The sequence below is a fragment of the Phycicoccus sp. Soil803 genome (assembly GCF_001429685.1).
Taxonomy (GTDB): domain Bacteria; phylum Actinomycetota; class Actinomycetes; order Actinomycetales; family Dermatophilaceae; genus Pedococcus.
In genome coordinates this window covers 4023522-4041548 of sequence record NZ_LMST01000001.1, presented here as the reverse complement: position 1 = coordinate 4041548, position 18027 = coordinate 4023522, and the positions used below count along the sequence as shown (strand labels likewise).

Sequence of the window (18027 nt, the reverse complement as noted above, 5' to 3'; positions counted from 1 at the left end):
ACGTGACGGAGCGTGACTGACCTGGTCCGTCACGGAGGAGCGCAGCCCCCGCTCCGCGTCGGCTCAGCGCTGGTAGGCCAGCCGACGTGCGTGCAGGACCTTGGCGTAGATGGCGGTGACCTCGTCCAGCGTGGACACCGGCACGGCGGTGACGTGCTTCCACCCGGGACCGGTCGCGGTGACCCGCACCGTACCGACGACGCCGGGGACTCCGCCGGGGTCGGCCTCCGAGGCGTGCGCTGGGGTGCTGCCGTCGTCGATCTGCCACTCGACCTGCTTGGTCGACGACAGGCCGCTGGGGGTCGCCACGGTGTCAGGGCTCAGGGTGATGTCGCCGATGCGCTGCCTGAACCGCGCATCCGACCCAGGGCGGTATCGAGGACGGGGAGGGGTGGTGTGGGTCGTGGTCTGGGGTGCGGGCATGCACCAAGAGACGCGGCACCCGCTCGATCGTGACGGTTCCCCAACGCGGGCGCGGCTGTCGCCGGTGCGGTCGGCTAGCCGTCGACCAGCGACCCCAGCTCGGCCTTGATCTCGCTCTTCAGCACCTTGCCGACCTTCGAGCGGGGCAGCTCGGCCCAGACGTGCACCGCCTTGGGAGCCTTGACGCCGCCGATCCGCGCCTTCACGAAGGCGATGACCTCGGCAGGGTCCACGGTGCGGTCCGGCAGGGCCTGGACGACCGCCTCGACGCGCTCGCCCCACTTGTCGTCGGGCAGCCCGATCACGGCACAGTCCTGGAGGTCGGGGTGCTGCATGAGGGCCTGCTCCACCTCCGTCGAGTACACGTTGAAGCCACCGGTGATGATCATGTCCTTGGCCCGGTCGACGATGAACAGGAAGCCGTCGTCGTCGAGGTAGCCGATGTCGCCGGTGTGGTGCCAGCCGAACCGCGAGGCCTCCGCCGTCGCGTCGGGGTTGCGGTAGTACCCCGGCATCACGAGCGAGGACCGCACGACGATCTCGCCACGCTCACCGCGCGGCAGCAGTCGTCCGTCGAGGTCCATGACGGCGACGGTCACCAGCGGTGCCGGCCGGCCGGCCGAGGACAGCCGTTCGACCGCGACCGAGCCGTCGGGTCGGAAGTGGTCGGCCGGGGGCATCATCGACACCATCATCGGCGCCTCGGTCTGGCCGAAGAGCTGCGCCATCACCGGCCCGATGCGAGTCAGCGCCTCCTCGAGCCGCGTGGCCGACATCGGTGCCGCGCCGTACCAGAAGCACTGCAACGACGAGAGATCCGTCGCGTCGAGGGCGTCGTGGCCGAGCACCATGTAGATGAGTGTCGGCGGCAGGAAGGTGTGGGTGACGTGGTGCCGCTCGAGCAGCTGGAGGAAGCCGCCCACGTCGGGGCGCCGCATGATGACGACCTCGCCACCACGGCAGAGGATCGGGAAGCAGAGCACCCCGGCCGCGTGGGTGAGCGGCGCGAGCGCCAGGTAGACCGGTCGGCCGTCGAACGGGTAGCCCATCAAGGTCAACGCCGTCATGGTCTCGAGGTTCGTGCCGGTGAGCATCACACCCTTGGGGCGTCCGGTCGTGCCTCCAGTGCCGACGATCATGGCCAGGTCGTCGACGGCCGGCAGGTCTGGCTCGGTGTCGTCGGTCTTGGCGGCGTCGGCGCCCCGGGCCAGGAACTCGTCCCAGCCCAGGGCCCCGGCGACGGGGTCGCCTGGTGCGGCGTCGAGGCACACCCAGGTGTGCACCTTCGCCAGGTCGGCGCGGATCCGTTCGACCAGCGGGGCGAAGGACTCCTGGAACACGACGACCGTGCAGTCGAACAGGTCGAGCAGCTCCCGGTTCTCGGCGGCCTCGTTGCGCGGGTTGATCGGGCACCACACCGCGCCCGCCCGGCTGATCCCGAAGACGCACGTGAAGGCGACCGGGTCGTTCGCCGACAGGATGGCGACCTTGTCGCCCGGCTCCACCCCACTGGCGCGCAGCGCGGAGGCGACGCGGTGCGACAACGCCTGCACCGCGGCATACGTCATGGTCTGGCCGTCGGTGGTGAGGCAGGCCGCGCTGGGATCGAGGGAGGCGCCCTTGTCGAGGTAGTCGACGACCCGCATGCGGGTCAGCTCTCGACCGTGAGGACCGGCTCCATCACCAGGCCGAACGCCCGCAGGGCACCCAGCAGCTCGCGGTGACCGAAGGCCTGGGACGCGGATGCGAAGCCCACCGTCCTGGGAGCCTGCTGCAGCAGCGAGTACGCGGCATACGCCTGGAGCAGGCCGGTCTGCTTGTAGTTGCTGTTGCCGTGGATGACGCAGTGCGCGCGCCCGAGCGGGCCGGAGGCGTGCACGGAGTCGAGCGACTTGTTGAGCCGGGGGTTCTCGCGCGGTGGCATCTGGTTCATGACCTGGGCCGCGGTCGCGTCGAGGGCGTCGTACTTGGCGTCGAGGTCCATGTCCTTCGTGGCCTCCAGCGCGGCTGCCACGATCTGCGGCACCCCGAGCATGAGCGGCCGGTTGAACACGCCTCCGAGGGCGCGGACGGTGGCGACCCGCGGGTCCTTCCGGAACCACACCGGGTGGGAGGTGCCGCCCCACGGCAGGGCCAGGGCGAGCTCGTGCTGGCCGGGGATGGAGAGCTGGTAGAGGCCGGCCTCGGGGTCCCACGGCTGGTAGGTGTTCTGCTCGAGGTAGTGCGCGGCCGACATGGCGGCGTTGACGAGGATCGTCTGTGTCGAGGCGATGGTCGGGCTGCCTCCCCAGAAGACGGCGATGTCGAGGGTGTCGAGGCCCGGCTTCTCGAGGCAGAGCTGGGCGGCGATCTCACCGGTGGTGTACATCTGCGCGACACCGGGTGCGAGGAGCAGGCCGGCCGCCGCGAAGTCGGCGCCGTACTTCTCGTCGCAGGTGATGACCCAGTCCTGCTCGCCGGTGGTGTCGAGGTAGTGGACGCCGGCAGCGAGACAGGCCTCGACGACCTCGGGGCCGTAGCGCGCGAACGGGCCCACCGTGTTGCAGACGACGGAGGCGCCGCGGAAGAGCTCGGTCAGCGCTTCGACGGTGTGCTCGGTCGTGGCCACCTCGTACTGCGCGGTCTCGATCCCCGCGACGTTGGTCTCCATCGACGACTTGAGCTTCCCGGCGTCCCGGCCGGCCGCGGTGAAGGGGACGTTGTACTCGCGGAGGTACTCGCAGATCAGTCGACCGGTGTATCCGGACGCTCCATAGACGATGACGGGCTTGTCGCTCATGCCAAATGCCTTTCAGGACAGTCGAACTCAAGGAGGGGTATGCCGCGTGGCAGCGGTACGTCGTGAGGGCGTCGGAGCGTCGAGGACGCCGGCGTCACATGCCCATGCCACCGTCGACCGGCAGGCCGGCGCCGGTGATGAATTTGGCGGCGTCGGAGGACAGGAAGACGACGGCGTCGGCCATGTCGTCGACTTGGCCGAGCCGGCCCGAGGGGGTGAGCTCGATGACCGCGCCGACCGCGGCCTCAGGGGACGGGAAGAGGCCCAGTGCCGCCACGTCGTTGGCCAGCCCGGCGCCCATGGCGGTCGGGACGAGTCCGGGGTAGATGCAGTTGACCCGTACGCCGTAGCCGAGCTTGCCGGACTCCATGGCCGCCACGCGGGTGAGTCGGTCGACGGCGGACTTCGTGGCGGAGTAGACCGAGATGCCGGGGAAGGCGATCCTGGCCGCGACCGAGGCGACGTTGGTGATGCTGCCGCCCTGACCCGCGGCGCCGCCCGGGCGCATCGCCCGGAGCCCGTGCTTCAGGCCGAGGGTCGTGCCGAGGATGTTGACGTCGAGCATCTTGCGGATGTCGTCCGCGTCGACCTCGGTGATGAGGCTGGTGATCTCGATGCCGGCGTTGTTGACCAGGATGTCGAGCCCCCCGAGGCGCTCGACCGTCTCCGCGACGGCCGACTCCCAGTTGGCATCGTCGGTGACGTCGAGCCGCACGAAGCCGTGCTGGTCGCCGAGCTGCTTGGCGGTCTGCTCACCCTCGTCCTGGATGTCGGCGATCATCACGGTCGCCCCGGCCGCGGCCAACGCGGCCGCCATGCCCTCTCCGAGGCCTTGGGCCCCTCCCGTGACGAGCGCCTTGCGGCCGGTGAGGTCGATCGAGGTCATGGCGGGCTCCTTTGCCTCCGGGGCGGCGTGGGTCGACCGCCTGGTAGTACGCCGGCCGGCTGCGCATCAGGGACTGCAGCCGGCCGACGTGGGCTCAGCGTGCTCTTCGCCCTTGACACCTGTCAAGAGTTTCCTTGACACTCGTCAAGACAACCGCGGTCGCTATGCTCGGCAGCCAGGCGGAGCTCCTCAGGAAGCTCACACAGTCGCGATGAGGGACGTTCCGACACGGAAGGAGGGGGTGGGCGTGACGCAGGTCGTGGAGCCGCAGACCGACCGCTTCGACCGGGTCCGGGTCGACAAGTTCGAGGCTCGCCGCGGAGAGCTGGCGGATGCGACCCTGGAGACCCTTGGTGAGCTCGGGTTCGCCCGCACCAGCCTGCGCGAGATCGCCCAGAAGACCGCCTTCTCCCACGGCGTCCTGCACTACTACTTCCGCGACAAGATCGAGCTGATCACCTACTGCGTGCGCCGCTACAAGGAGCACTGCGTGACGCGCTACGACGAGATCGTCGAGCAGGCGGCCAGTGGCGAGGAGCTCGCCGGGCTCTTCGCCGACGCCCTCGTGGGCACGATGCTCGAGGACACCGCGATGCACCGGCTCTGGTACGACATGCGCTCGCAGGCGATGTTCGAGACGGCCCTGCAGCCGACCGTCGTCGACCTCGACCACCAGCTGGAGGAGATGATCTGGCGGGTCGTCTCCCGGCACGCCGAGCTCTGCGACACCGTGCCGGCCGTGCCGTCGGTCACCGCCTACTCGGTCTTCGACGGGCTCTTCGAGAACTCCCTCATCCGGCACCTCGCGGGCGACGCGGGCGCCGCGGAGCGTCTGCGCACCGAGTCGGCCTGGCTCATCAGCACGCTCATGAAGGCCTGACCTGCCTGCCGTGGGTCACGGACAGGGTCGGGTCACCGTGACGACGGAGTCGGCCGCCGCGCCACCGGTTGCGGCCGGTTCGACCTCGGACGGCACCGGCCCCAGGGACTCGTAGCCGAGCCCGATGACGACGTCGACCGAGGTGCCCTTGCGCGAGTCGGCGAACAGCNGGGACCGTGGTGCACGACCGCTGACTGGGTGACGTACCAGGACTCGGGGGCGTTGCTGATCCCGTCGACCGAGAACTTGCGCTTCGCCAGGCCGGCGGCGACCTGCGCGGCGACGCCGGTGCGGCCGGTGGCGTTCATGACGTTGACCGTGAACGACGCCCGCGCGGGCGCTGGCGCGACGAGCGGGCGGCACACCGGCTTCGGGGTCGGTGGGGTCATCCACCCGGCCGAGTAGGCCGCGGTCATGCTGGCGGTCCCGAGCAGCACCCCGGGCACTGTGACGAACAGCATCACCTGGCGCATCCGGTGCTTGCGCCACAGCTGCGCCGGAGTGCGGTGGTCGGTCATCACGGTCTCTCTCGTGCCTGAGCCCGAGGCGCGTGGGCGTCCTCGGGGGTGACGGTGGGTCGCCCGGGCGGCCGCTGGTCGTTGCTGCGTCGGTCCCTCGCGTCCCGAGGTGGGATCCCAGCGCGCTCGGGGTTCGCAGTCGCGCGCTGGGATCCCCGCTGCGGGCGGGCACAGGGGTTCTTCGCAGCACCCTCAAGACGCGTGTGGGTCACGGAAAGTGACGCGTCCTGCTGGCGGGGGTATCAGTGCTGGTGATGGAGCTCGGGGTGACACCCGCCGGCGGTGGACGTGGAGGTGCTCCGCCGGCGGGTGCCGTTGGTTCGACCGGAGGGTGAGCCGGTCACCCGGTAAGACACGGCGTGGCGGAAACTGTGACGCGCTCCGCGGTCAGGCCGGCGGCGCCGCGGCCACCTGGTCGGCGAGGAGGACGGCGACCCGTCGCTGGTCCCGGGTCGGGCGCGCCACGTGCGAGGCGCTCGTGAGCTCGAAGTAGCCGCGTGGCGCGGGCCCCGCGTGCACGGGCAGGAGGACCACGCGGTCGACCGGGAGGCCGGAGCGCTCGACGTCGAGCGACGTCCCCCCATGGGTGACCGAACCGTCGCGCTCGAGGACGGGTCCACCGGGGAGCCGGGCACTGGCCACGAAGTCACAGCGGTCGAGGTCGAGCACCTCCCGGATGCGCGCGGCCACCGAGGTCGTCACCCTCGCCAGGTCGCGGTCCCGCGCCACGGACTCCGCCGTGGCCATGACGCCGTCGAGATAGCCCCGCTGACGTCCGACGTCGGCCCGCTGCCGCTGACCCCAGAGGGCCAGCTCGGTGACGGCGACCCCCACGACCAGCAACAGCAGCGCCACCTCGACGTCCTCGGCGCTGTTGATGGCCAGGCTCCGATACGGCTGGGTGAGGAAGAAGTCGAAACCCACCGCACCCGAGACTGCTGCGACCAGGCCAGCGGCGCGGATCCCGGTCGCCGCGGCAGCGACGATGACGAGGACGAGACCCACGGCGGCGCTCGCATCGGGCCCGCTGTCATCGGCGGAACCGATCGCCGCGCAGAGGACGAGCGGGGCGACGGCGGCAGCCGTGACGACCCAGGGGCGAGGTCGCGACGCAAGCTGGTCGATCTGCATCCCTGCATCACGCCTCGGGCCACGGGCCCCGGTCAAGGTCCTTGACGCGATCTGAACGCCGCGCCGTCAAGATCGCGTCAAGGGTCGTCAGGGGCCCGTCAAGGGAGTGCCTGCGCCTCGACGGAAGTCGTTGACTGACAACGTGATCGAAAACCTCGTGGCCGCAGTCCTCGGCCTCGCGCTGCTGGCATACCTCGTCTACGCACTCGTCCGCCCGGAGCGGTTCTGATGTCGGACAACGTCAGCGGTCTGCTGACGATCGGCCTCCTGGTCCTGCTCCTCGCGATGAGCTACCACCCGCTCGGGGCGTGGATGGCGAAGGTCTTCACCGACCCTCGGCACTGGCCACTCGAGAGGGTCGTCTACCGCCTCGTGCGCGTGGACCCTGACTCCGAACAGGGCTGGCGCGCGTATGCCACCAGCGTGCTGGCCTTCTCGGCCGTCGGGGTCGTGGCGCTGTTCGGCCTGGTCGTCGGGCAGACGCACCTGCCGGGACGGCAGGGCTCGGACGGGATGGGGCTGACGACGGCGGTCAACACGGCGATCTCGTTCGTGACCAACACCAACTGGCAGTCGTATGCCGGTGAGGTGGGGGCGAGCCCGGTCCTCCAGACCGTGGGCCTGACCGTCCAGAACTTCGTGTCAGCGGGGGTGGGACTGGCAGTGGCCGTCGCCCTGGTCCGCGCCCTGGCTCGCCGGTCGGCCGCGACCGTCGGCAACTTCTGGGTCGACCTGGTCCGCGGGGTCGTGCGGATCCTCGTGCCGGCCTCCGTCGTCGCGGCGGTCCTGCTCCTGGTCGGTGGCGTCGTTCAGAACCTCCACGGTCCCACCGTCATCCACTCCCTGTCGGGGGTCGACCAGGTGATCCGGGGCGGCCTGGTGGCCTCGCAGGAGGCCATCAAGGAGCTCGGCACGAATGGCGGTGGCTACTTCAACGCCAACTCCGCCCACCCCTTCGAGAACCCGAACCCGCTCACCAACGTCTTCGAGATCTTCCTGATGCTCGTCATCCCGTTCGCCCTGACCCGCACCTACGGCCTGATGGTCGGCGACCGTCGGCAGGGCTGGGCGCTCGGCGGCTTCGCGGCGCTGTTGTGGGCCGGCGGAGTGGCCCTGACGACCTGGTCGGAGGTGTCGGCCTCGGGAGCGCTGACCGGCTCGATGGAGGGCAAGGAGCAGCGCTTCGGCGTCTGGGGCTCGAGCATCTTCGCCGCCTCGACGACGGGCACCTCCACCGGCGCGGTGAACTCGATGCACGAGAGCTTCAGCCCGCTCGGTGGTGGGACGGTGCTGGCCAACATGGTCCTCGGCGAGGTGTCACCGGGCGGCGTGGGCTCCGGGCTCTACGGGATCGTCGTCGTCGCCCTGCTCGCCGTCTTCGTCGCAGGCCTGATGGTGGGTCGGACACCCGAGTACCTCGGGAAGACGATCGGCCGTCGCGAGGTGACCTGCGCGGCCCTCTACGTCCTCGTCATGCCCCTCCTGGTCCTGGTCTCCACGGGCAGCTCACTCGCCAGCGACGGACCCCGGTCCGCGATGCTCGCCACCGGACCGCACGGGCTGACCGAGGTGCTGTACGCCTATGCCTCTGCGGCGAACAACAACGGCAGCGCCTTCGCCGGCCTGACCGCCGACAACCCTTGGTACAACCTGACCCTGGCGGCGTGCATGCTCCTCGGCCGGTTCGTCCCGATGCTGCTGGTGCTGCGGCTCGCGGGGCATCTCGCCGAGCAGCCCACCCGACCTGCCACGGTCGGGACGATGCCCACCCACACCCCGCTCTTCGTCGGTCTCGTCACCGGCATCGCCCTGGTCGTCGCCGGGCTCACCTTCTTCCCAGCCCTTGCCCTCGGTCCCGTCGCGGAGGCACTGTCATGACGCGATCGCTGCTGCCCGTCGTCCCGCAGGCGTTCGCCAAGCTCGACCCCCGACACGTCTACCGCTCGCCGGTCATCTTCGTGGTCTGGGTGGGGTCGGCCCTGACCACCGGTCTGGCCCTGGCCGACCCCGGTGTCTTCAGCTGGTCCGTGGCCGGGTGGCTCTGGCTGACGGTGCTCTTCGCCAACGCCGCCGAGGCCGTCGCGGAAGGCCGGGGAAAGGCGCAGGCGGCCAGTCTCCGAGCGGCCAAGCGCGAGACCGTGGCCCGTCGCCTGCGCCCGGACGGCGCCGAGGAGTCGGTGCCCGGGAGCGAGCTGACCATCGGCGACACCGTGGTGGTCGAGGCCGGCCAGGTGGTGCCGGGTGACGGCGAGGTCGTCGACGGCGTCGCCACCGTGGACGAGTCCGCCATCACCGGCGAGTCCGCACCCGTCATCCGTGAGTCGGGCGGCGACCGCAGCGCGGTCACGGGTGGCACGACGGTGCTGTCCGACCGCATCGTCGTCCGGATCACGACCAAGCCGGGCGAGAGCTTCATCGACCGCATGATCGCCCTCGTCGAAGGTGCCCAACGGCAGAAGACGCCCAACGAGATCGCCCTGACGATCCTGCTCACCACGTTGACGATCGTCTTCCTCGTGACCGTGATGGCCATCCAGCCGCTGGCCGTCTACTCCGGCCACGGGCAGCCGGTGGTGGTCCTCGTCGCCCTCCTCGTCTGCCTCATCCCGACGACCATCGGCGGGCTGCTCTCCGCGATCGGTATCGCGGGCATGGACCGCCTGGTGCAGCGCAACGTCCTGGCCATGTCGGGGCGCGCCGTCGAGGCAGCTGGCGACGTCTCGACGCTCCTGCTGGACAAGACCGGCACGATCACCTTCGGCAACCGTCGCGCCACCGAGCTCCTTTCGCTCGGGGACGGGACGAAGCACGAGCTGCCCGACGCGGCATACCTGTCGTCGCTGGCCGACTCCACGCCCGAGGGGAGGTCGATCGTGGACCTCGCCACCGCCGAGTACGCCGTCAACGGCGGCCGCTCCGCCCAGGTGCTCGTCCGCGACGGCGCGGAGTTCGTCGAGTTCAGCGCCACGACGCGCATGTCTGGGGTGGACCTGCCGGACGGGACCCACATCCGCAAGGGTGCGACGTCGGCGGTGCGTCGCTGGGTCGAGGAGTCCGGGGGTGCCGTGCCGGACCGCGTGCAGGTGCTCGTCGACGACATCAGCAGCTCGGGCGGCACGCCGCTCGTGGTGGCCCGTCAGGACGGCTCGACCCCGGCTCGTGCGTTGGGTGTCGTCCACCTCAAGGACGTGGTGAAGCCAGGCATGCGTGAACGGTTCGATGTCATGCGTGCCATGGGAATTCGCACCGTGATGATCACCGGGGACAACCCTCTCACCGCTGCCTCGATCGCCAAGGAGGCAGGAGTCGACGACTTCCTCGCGGAGGCGACCCCGGAGGACAAGATGCGCCTCATCAGGAAGGAGCAGGAGGGCGGGCGCCTTGTCGCGATGACCGGTGACGGCACCAACGACGCCCCGGCGCTCGCGCAGGCCGACGTCGGCGTGGCGATGAACTCCGGCACCTCGGCGGCCAAGGAGGCGGGCAACATGGTGGACCTCGACTCCGACCCGACCAAGCTGATCGAGGTCGTCGAGATCGGCAAGCAGCTGTTGATCACCCGCGGGGCCCTGACGACCTTCTCGATCGCCAACGACATCGCCAAGTACTTCGCGATCATCCCGGCGATGTTCATCTCGCTGTTCCCCGGCCTGGGTGCCCTCAACATCATGCGCCTGTCGTCGCCGGAGTCGGCCATGCTGTCGGCGGTCATCTTCAACGCCCTGATCATCCTTGCGTTGATCCCATTGGCACTCAAGGGAGTTCGCTACCGACCCTCCAGCGCCGCGCAGCTGTTGCGTCGCAACCTGCTCGTCTACGGCCTGGGCGGCGTCATCGCCCCGTTCATCGGCATCAAGCTCCTCGACCTCGGTGTCTCCCTCCTCCCCGGATTGGCCTGATCAGATGTCCTCACCACGCCAGCTCGTCGCGTCCCTGCGGATGCTGCTCGTCCTCACCGTGCTCCTGGGGGTGCTCTACCCGGCCGTGGTCTGGGGCGTCGGGCGAGTCGGGCTGTCCGACCGCGCGGATGGTTCCCTGGTCAGCCGGGACGGGGCCGTGGTCGGCTCGAGCCTCCTCGGCCAGGACTTCAGGGGCCCGCAGTGGTTCCACGGGCGCCCCTCCGTGAGCGCGTATGCCGGTGCTGTCAGTGGTGGTTCGAACCTCGCCGCGACGTCGCAGGACCAGGTCGAGGCCGTACGCGAACGCCAGGCCACGTGGGCCGGAGTGGGTGAGGGGGTTGCGCCACCGGACGCCCTGACCGCCTCGGGCAGCGGCCTCGACCCCCACGTGTCGCCGGCCAACGCGATCGCGCAGGTGCCCCGGGTGGCAGCCGCCAACGGGCTGAGCGACGCCGTCGTGCGACGGCTGGTCGACGCGCACACCCAAGGCCGCTCGCTGGGATTCCTCGGCGAGCCACGGGTCAACGTGCTCGAGCTGAACCTCGCGCTCGCGGACTCGGCGCAGCGATGACCCGCCCCACCGGTCCCGGCCGTGCTCGAGGGACGACAATCGGCTCATGAGCAGGGGAGTGCTGCGGGTCTACCTCGGAGCCGCGCCAGGGGTCGGCAAGACCGTCGCCATGCTCTCGGAGGCCCGGCGCAGGAGGGAACGCGGCACCGACGTGGTGATCGGCGTCTGCGAGAGCCACGGCCGCCCGTTCACGGCCGGTCTCATGGAGGGGGTCGAGCGGATCCCCCTGCGCCCCGTGTCGCACCGCGGCAGTGCCCTCGAGGAGCTGGACGTCGCAGCGGTCCTGGCCCGGCGACCGGAGGTCGTGCTCGTCGACGAGCTCGCCCACACCAACGCCCCGGGGAGCCCCCACGCCAAGCGCTGGGAGGACGTCGAGGAGCTCCTGGTCGCGGGCATCGACGTGATCTCCACGGTCAACGTCCAGCACCTCGAGTCACTGAACGACGTCGTCGAAGCGATCACTGGCGTCCGGCAGCAGGAGACAGTCCCTGACGACGTGGTCCGGTCGGCTGACCAGATCGAGCTCGTCGACATGTCTCCGCAGGCCCTGCGCCGTCGCCTCGCCCACGGCAACGTCTATGCCGCCGCGCAGGTCGACGCCGCGCTGGCCAACTACTTCCGCGAGGGAAACCTGTCCGCGTTGCGCGAGCTGTCCCTCCTGTGGGTGGCGGACCGCGTGGAGGAGGGGCTCGACCGCTACCGGGCCGACCACGAGATCACCGAGCTGTGGCCGACCCGGGAGCGCGTCGTCGTCGCGCTCACCGGTGGACAGGAGGGCCGGACTCTCCTGCGTCGTGGCGCCCAGATCGCCTCGAGGGCCGGCGGCGAGCTGCTCGCCGTCTACGTCACCCCTCCCGACGGCCTGGTCGACGCCAAGCTCGAGGGTCTCGCCGACCTCCGCCAGCTCACCGTCGAGCTCGGGGGCACCTTCCACACCATCAAGGGGGAGGACATCGCGGCCGCCCTCCTCGAGTTCGCCAGGGGTGTCTCCGCGCGGCAGGTGGTCATCGGCGCCTCACGTCGCCGACGCTGGCAGGAGCTGCTGTCCACCGGTGTCGGTCAGCGGGTGGTGGAGGGCTCGGGCGACATCGACGTGCACCTGGTCACGCACGAGCTGACCCGGACGGTGCGCGCCCCGTTGCGGTTCGGCCCGGCGCTCGGCGCGCGACGTTCGGCGCTCGGCTGGGCGCTGGCGGTGCTCGGCACAGGCGCACTGGCCGGCCTGCTCCGGGCCACGCCCGGGTGGCACGACCTGCCCCTGGAGGTGCTCCTCTTCCTCCTGGTCACGGTCGTCACCGCCCTCGTCGGTGGGCTGTGGCCCGCTCTGGCCTCGGCGGTCCTCGGGAGCCTGGCCATCAACTGGTTCTTCACCGAGCCGGTCAACACGCTCACGATCAGCGACCCCCAGAACCTCGTCGCGCTGCTCGTCTTCGTCGTCGTCGCCGCGGCCGTCTCGTCCGTCGTGCACGTCAGCGAGCGGAGGGCGGCAGCGGCCGGTTCTGCCCGGCGCGAGGCCGACGCGCTCGCGGCCACGGCGGAGACCCTCCTGGGTGAACGCGACCCGATGCCTGCTCTCCTGCGCCAGGCGGTCGAGTTCTTCGCGGTCGACGCCGCAGCGGTCCTCTCGCGCGACGACGTGCGCTCGCCGTGGACCGTGGTGGCGGCGACCGACGGCTTCGACCTGACGACCGTGGCGACGGCCTCGGTGCGGGCCCCGGTGGACGACACGCGGGTGCTGGTGCTCACCGGTCGGACCCTCTCGGGGGCAGACCGGCGCCTGGTGTCCGCGTTCGCCTCGCGGGCCGGGGCGATCCTCCACCGGGACGAGCTCGTGGAGCTGGCCAGGGAGGCCAAGGTGCTCGCCAAGGACAACCGCGCCCGGACCGCCCTGCTCGCAGCCGTCTCGCACGACCTGCGGACCCCGTTGGCGAGCATCAAGGCAGCAGCATCGAGCCTGCGGCAACCCGACGTCGTCTTCAGCCAGGACGACCGGGCGGACCTGCTCGAGACCATCGAGGAGTCGACCGATCGGCTGACCGGGCTGGTCGCCAACCTCCTCGACATGTCACGGCTGCAGAGCGGCTCGGTGGTACCGAGGCTGGGCGCGGTCGACGTCGAGGGTGCTGTCGCGGTCGCCTCCGCACCGCTCCTCGGTGCCGACCGCGTGCGGATCAGCATGGACGCCACCCTGCCACCTGCCGAGGCCGACGCCGGCCTGCTCGACCGAGTGCTGGCCAACGTCCTCGAGAACGCCCTCAAGCACTCCGGCGCAGAGGTCGTCGTGCAGGCCGCAGCCACCGGCAGCCGGGTGCAGGTGCGTGTCGTCGACCGGGGGAGGGGCGTGCCCGAGGGCGCGAAGGAGACGATCTTCGCGCCGTTCCAACGGTTCGGTGACACTCCTCGCGGCACTGGCGTGGGTCTGGGGCTGGCGGTGGCCCGGGGCCTGGTGGAGGCGATGGGTGGGTCGATCGTCGCCGAGGACACCCCGGGCGGAGGGCTCACCGTGGTGATCGAGCTCGTGCGCCACGGCCACGGTGTCGCGGCGCAGGACGGTGGCCCGACCGGCGCCACTGCGAGGATGGCGCCGTGAGCTCCATCCTCGTCGTCGACGACGAACCCCACCTGGTGCGGACGCTCGCGATCAACCTCAGGGCGCGCGACTACACCGTCGAGACGGCGGGCGACGGGCGGACCGCCCTGCAGTCGTTCCACGACGCGCCCCCCGACCTGGTGGTCCTCGACCTCGGACTCCCTGACCTCGACGGGGTGGAGGTGCTGCGACGGGTCAGGCAGGTCTCGGACGTTCCGGTCATCGTGCTGTCCGCGCGCACCGACTCGGTGGACAAGGTGGAGGCCCTCGACCTGGGCGCAGACGACTACGTCACCAAGCCCTTCGCGATGGACGAGCTGCTGGCCCGGGTACGGGTGGCGCTCCGGCGCCGGGCGGAAGGCGGCGGGTCGTCGGTCGCGGCGGTGCGCACCCCGCACTTCACCCTCGACTTCGCCGAGCGGCGTGCCGTGGCGGCCGGCGCCGAGGTGCGGCTGACCCCCACCGAGTGGAGCCTCCTGGAGGTGCTGGCCCGACGGCCTGGACACCTCGTGTCGCAGCGCGAGCTGCTCCGTGAGGTGTGGGGCCCCGGCTACGGCCGCGAGTCGAACTACCTACGCGTGTACGCCAACCAGCTCCGGCGCAAGCTCGAACCGGACCCCGCCGCCCCGCGGTACGTCGTGACGGAGCCGGGTCAGGGGTATCGGTTGGTCGTGTCGGCCGACTGATCTTGCGGGCTGCCGGACGGGCTGCCCCTGCTGCCACTGGAACTCGTCGCAGGCAACCGAAGTCAAACGGTGCGAGGGGGTCGACTTTTCCGGCGCCCGATCTCTCCTATACCCCCGACGCCGATGGCATGCTGGTTCGGCTCTCCGAGGTGGTCTAGTCCGTTCGGTCAGTTGTGCGCAGGCCAAACGTGCCAAGTGGCCTCCGAGGTCTATCCAGCCTCCGTGTAGGCACCCGTATGTTTCCGTTCATTCAAGTTTTCGTGTCGTGAGGAAAGGTGGCTCCGTGTCCAGACTGCAGTCGGCGGCTGGCCGTGTCCCCCAACGCTGGTCGTTCGGTCACTGGCCCCTGCGTCGAAAGCTTGCAGCCGCGATCGTCCTGCCCGTGGTCCTCGCCTTCGTGTTCGGTGGCCTGCGCGTCAAGAACGACTTCGACTCCTCGCGCCAGCTCACCCAGGCTGCGGACACGGTTCTGGTCATCCGCCCCGTCGTCGACTACAACCTCGCTGTCCAGCGGCTCGCCGCCGCGGAGAGCGTCGGCGGTGGCGGTGTCATCGCGGCGATCACCAAGTACGAGTCCGCGGCGGCCGACCTCCGCATCGCCCTCAAGGCCGAAGGCGTCCCCGAGTCCGTGAAGGCCAGCGGCCAGAGCGCCCTCGCCCTCGGCCAGGCGGTCCGCACTGCGAAGACCCAGAGTCCCTTCTCCGACATCGTCATCGACAAGTCCGGCAACATCGCGACCCTCATGTCCACGGCCGTGAGCGACCTGGGCCTGAGCGACGACTCGGCCTCGGCCAAGATCGTCGTCGCCCTCCAGGACTCCATCGCCGCCCAGCGCGCCATGACCGGTGAGCAGCTCAACCTCTCCAACACCGACGACGCGTCCGCCAACCTGCGCGCGATCGGTCAGGTCGGAGCCGAGACCGCCGCCCTCACGCGACTCCTGTCGACCGCGCCGGCCAACCAGGTCAGCCAGGCCCGCCAGCTCCTCAACGAGAACGGCCGCCGCAACTACACGCTCCAGCAGCAGCCCCCGGACAAGGCCCAGATCGCTGGCCTCGGCATCGTGATCGAGTCGAGCAACGCCGGTTACGCCACGCTGATGGACGGCCAGCTGCAGGCCCTGGAGGCCAACCTCCGTGACCGCGCCGCCCAGCACCGCGCCGAGGCAATCCTCAACGCCGCGATCGTGGTCCTCGCGCTCGCCGCCGCCCTCGGCCTGGTCGTCGCCCTCATGCGCTCCCTCCTCATCCCCATCCGCGCCGTGCGTCAGGGCGCCCTCGACGTGGCGAACAACCGCCTCCCCGAGGCCGTTGCCGCGATGCGTGATGGTGAGGAGCTCCCCGAGTTCGTCCCGATCCCGGTCCACACGACCGAGGAGATGGGCCAGCTCGCCCGCGCCGTGGACGACCTCCACACCCAGGCCCGCACGCTGGCCGGTGACCAGGCCCGCCTCCGGGTCCAGGTCGGCCACATGTTCGAGACCCTGTCACGCCGCAGCACCTCCCTCATCGACCAGCAGCTCAGCCTGATCGAGCGCCTGGAGAGCGACGAGGAAGACCCGAAGCGCCTCCAGAGCCTCTTCCGCCTCGACCACCTCGCCGCCCGTATGCGCCGGAACAGCGACTCGCTGCTGGTGCTCGCCGGCACCTCGACCCGTCGTGGCATGTCCGGCTCGGTCTCGGTCTCCGACGCCGTCCGTGCGGCCGTGTCCGAGGTCGAGAACTACGAGCGCATCGACATCGGCGACACCTCGAACGACCACGTGCTCGGCGCCGTCGGCTCCGACCTCATCCACCTCGTCGCGGAGATCGTCGACAACGCCCTGTCCTACTCCCCGCCCACCTCCCGCGTGGCCATCCGTGGTGCCCGTACGCCCGAAGGCGGGCTCCTCATCGAGGTCGCCGACCGTGGCCTCGGTATGCCGCCCAAGGACCTCGCGGCCCTCAACGACCAGCTCGCGCACGGCGGCGACATCACCGCCGACACCGCGCGCCGCATGGGTCTGTTCGTGGTGGGAAGCCTCGCCAAGCGGCACGGCATCGCCGTCCGCCTGCGTCGCAACGGCGACGACAAGCAGGGCGTCACCGTGTCGGTCCACCTGCCAGCCGGCCTGCTGGCCGACAGCGCCAAGGGCGAGCGTCCGGTCCGTCCGGCTGCCGCTGCCGCTCCCGCGGAGGCTGCTCCCGCCCCCACTCCGCCGACGTCCGCCGTCGGTGGCACCACCAAGGCCGGCCTGCCCACCCGGGTCCGCGGAGCCAGTGGCGCGACGCCCAGCCCCGTGGCCGACGCCGCCAAGAAGCTGCCGACCCGGACGCCCGGTGCGCACGGCCCCACGGCCGCGAACGCCATCCAGGCGCCGCCGGCGAAGCCCGTCATCGAGGGCTCCGAGGCCGCTGAGGAGAAGGCAGCCACCAACGGCCACGCCGAGACCCCGCCGGTCAACGGCCACGCGGCCAAGGCCGACACGTCCTCCGACGCCCCGGTCAACGGCTCCGGCCCCGCAGAGGCGCCGGCCCCCGTCGAGGCCGAGGACGCGGCAGCCAAGGATGCCGAGGTCGAGGCCGCCACGGTCGACGCGAAGGCGGACGCCACGGTTGACCCGAAGACCGAGGCTCCGGTGGAGCCCCAGGTCGACGCGGTTGGCGCGAAGGTTGACGAGAAGGCTGACGCGCCGCAGGCCGAGGCCACCGAGCCGCAGCGCTCTGCGGCCGGCCTGCCGGTGCGCAAGCCGCGTGCCACCGGGATCACCGAGTACCGCGAGTTCGAGGACGCCCCGTCCACGGAGCAGCAGGACGCGACTTCCGACAAGGGCACCGCGAGGACAGGCCTGCCCGCAGCCAAGGGTGGCCGGCTCAGCTGGCTCCCGGGTCGCGCCAAGGCGGCAGCCGAGGCGGCCCGCCTCGAGGCCGAGGCCGAGGCCAACGAGCCCCGCCAGATGCCGTCGAACCTGTCCGCCTGGCTGGAGCACCGCGCCAAGATCGTCGAGGCCTCCAAGGCTCGCGAGCTCGGTGCTGACGCCCCGACCGAGGCCATCGCGACCAGCGGCAGCACCGACTCCCCGGACACGACCGACGCCACGCCCGACGCAGGCACCGAGATCCACGTGCCCGCCGAGTGGGTTGCCGAGGCCGAGGCCGACGCCGCCGAAGCCACCCCGGAGGTCGTCGCCGAAGCCGTCGTGGCTGACGCTGCGGTCGACACCGTCGAGACCGAGGTCGCGGCACCGGCCGACAGCACCCAGGTCCTCGAGGCGCCCGTCACCGAGGCCGGTCACCTCCCGACCCGCATCCCGGGGGCGACTGCTTCCGCGACCGCCGGCCTGCAGGAGACCGAGGCCCCCAGCTCCCGCCCGCGGGTGCGAGCCCACAACACGTCGTTCTTCGGCGCTCGTCGGGCCCGCGACGTGGCGGCTGTCGAGGCCAGCCCGGTCGTCGAGGAGCCGGCAGTCGAGGTCCTGGTCGACGAGGCGCCCGTCGCCGAGGTCGTCGAGGTCATCGAGTCGGCCGAGGTCGTCGAGGTCGTCGAGTCGGCCGAGGCAGTCGAGGTCGTCGAGTCGGCCGAGGCAGTCGAGCAGGAGACCCCGGCCGTCGAGCAGGAGACCGTGGCGCCCGCCGCCGAGGTCACCGAGCAGGTCGCCGAGGAGCCCACCGAGGTCCACGTCGCC

The 18027-nt window shown here is 71.0% G+C and carries 13 protein-coding genes and 1 pseudogene; 8 read left to right on the top strand and 6 right to left on the bottom strand.

Annotated elements, in window-relative coordinates:
- Positions 1-63: 63 nt before the first annotated feature.
- The 4 genes from ASG95_RS18770 to ASG95_RS18755 form a co-directional block, all read right to left on the bottom strand.
- Positions 64-423 (bottom strand): hypothetical protein, encoded by a 360-nt coding sequence (locus ASG95_RS18770; protein WP_057378448.1) that lies wholly within the window; start codon positions 421-423, stop codon positions 64-66.
- Between the two features lie 74 nt (positions 424-497).
- Positions 498-2069: a long-chain fatty acid--CoA ligase gene (locus ASG95_RS18765; RefSeq protein ID WP_057378447.1), complete on the bottom strand. Its 1572-nt coding sequence runs from the start codon at positions 2067-2069 to the stop codon at positions 498-500.
- A 5-nt stretch (positions 2070-2074) separates the two neighbouring features.
- The gene (locus tag ASG95_RS18760; protein ID WP_057378446.1) at positions 2075-3202 is read right to left on the bottom strand and encodes a DUF5938 domain-containing protein; all 1128 of its coding nucleotides are present in this window, start codon (positions 3200-3202) and stop codon (positions 2075-2077) included.
- A 94-nt stretch (positions 3203-3296) separates the two neighbouring features.
- Positions 3297-4088, bottom strand: a complete 792-nt coding sequence (locus ASG95_RS18755; protein ID WP_057378445.1) for an SDR family NAD(P)-dependent oxidoreductase — start codon at positions 4086-4088, stop codon at positions 3297-3299.
- Between the two features lie 247 nt (positions 4089-4335).
- Here ASG95_RS18755 and ASG95_RS18750 point away from each other — a divergent pair, with 247 nt between their 5' ends.
- Positions 4336-4968 (top strand): TetR/AcrR family transcriptional regulator, encoded by a 633-nt coding sequence (locus ASG95_RS18750; RefSeq protein ID WP_056921839.1) that lies wholly within the window; start codon positions 4336-4338, stop codon positions 4966-4968.
- 170 nt (positions 4969-5138) lie between these two features.
- Here ASG95_RS18750 and ASG95_RS18745 read toward each other — a convergent pair.
- Both ASG95_RS18745 and ASG95_RS18740 read right to left on the bottom strand, forming a co-directional pair.
- Positions 5139-5486 (bottom strand): LytR C-terminal domain-containing protein (locus ASG95_RS18745; protein ID WP_235544028.1); only part of this gene is annotated, 348 nt, incomplete at its 3' end.
- Between the two features lie 387 nt (positions 5487-5873).
- The gene (locus ASG95_RS18740; RefSeq protein ID WP_057378443.1) at positions 5874-6617 is read right to left on the bottom strand and encodes a DUF4118 domain-containing protein; all 744 of its coding nucleotides are present in this window, start codon (positions 6615-6617) and stop codon (positions 5874-5876) included.
- A gap of 130 nt (positions 6618-6747) precedes the next feature.
- Here ASG95_RS18740 and kdpF point away from each other — a divergent pair, with 130 nt between their 5' ends.
- The 7 genes and pseudogenes from kdpF to ASG95_RS22480 all read left to right on the top strand — a co-directional run.
- On the top strand, positions 6748-6846 hold the full coding sequence (gene kdpF / locus ASG95_RS18735; RefSeq protein ID WP_200961939.1) for a K(+)-transporting ATPase subunit F: 99 nt from the start codon (positions 6748-6750) through the stop codon (positions 6844-6846).
- On the top strand, positions 6846-8495 hold the full coding sequence (gene kdpA, locus ASG95_RS18730) for a potassium-transporting ATPase subunit KdpA (protein ID WP_057378441.1): 1650 nt from the start codon (positions 6846-6848) through the stop codon (positions 8493-8495). The genes kdpF and kdpA overlap by 1 nt, the downstream gene beginning before the upstream one ends.
- Entirely contained in the window at positions 8492-10516 is a 2025-nt protein-coding gene (kdpB, locus tag ASG95_RS18725; protein ID WP_057378440.1) for a potassium-transporting ATPase subunit KdpB, read from the top strand. Before kdpA ends, kdpB begins: the two co-directional genes overlap by 4 nt.
- A 4-nt stretch (positions 10517-10520) precedes the next feature.
- Positions 10521-11087: a potassium-transporting ATPase subunit KdpC gene (gene kdpC / locus ASG95_RS18720; RefSeq protein WP_057378439.1), complete on the top strand. Its 567-nt coding sequence runs from the start codon at positions 10521-10523 to the stop codon at positions 11085-11087.
- 46 nt (positions 11088-11133) lie between these two features.
- Entirely contained in the window at positions 11134-13677 is a 2544-nt protein-coding gene (locus ASG95_RS18715; RefSeq protein ID WP_057378438.1) for a DUF4118 domain-containing protein, read from the top strand.
- Complete coding sequence (locus ASG95_RS18710; protein ID WP_057378437.1) at positions 13674-14363, top strand: response regulator transcription factor; 690 nt, start codon at positions 13674-13676, stop codon at positions 14361-14363. Before ASG95_RS18715 ends, ASG95_RS18710 begins: the two co-directional genes overlap by 4 nt.
- Positions 14364-15105: 742 nt before the next feature.
- Positions 15106-18027: pseudogene (locus tag ASG95_RS22480) on the top strand (ATP-binding protein); the annotation flags it as partial.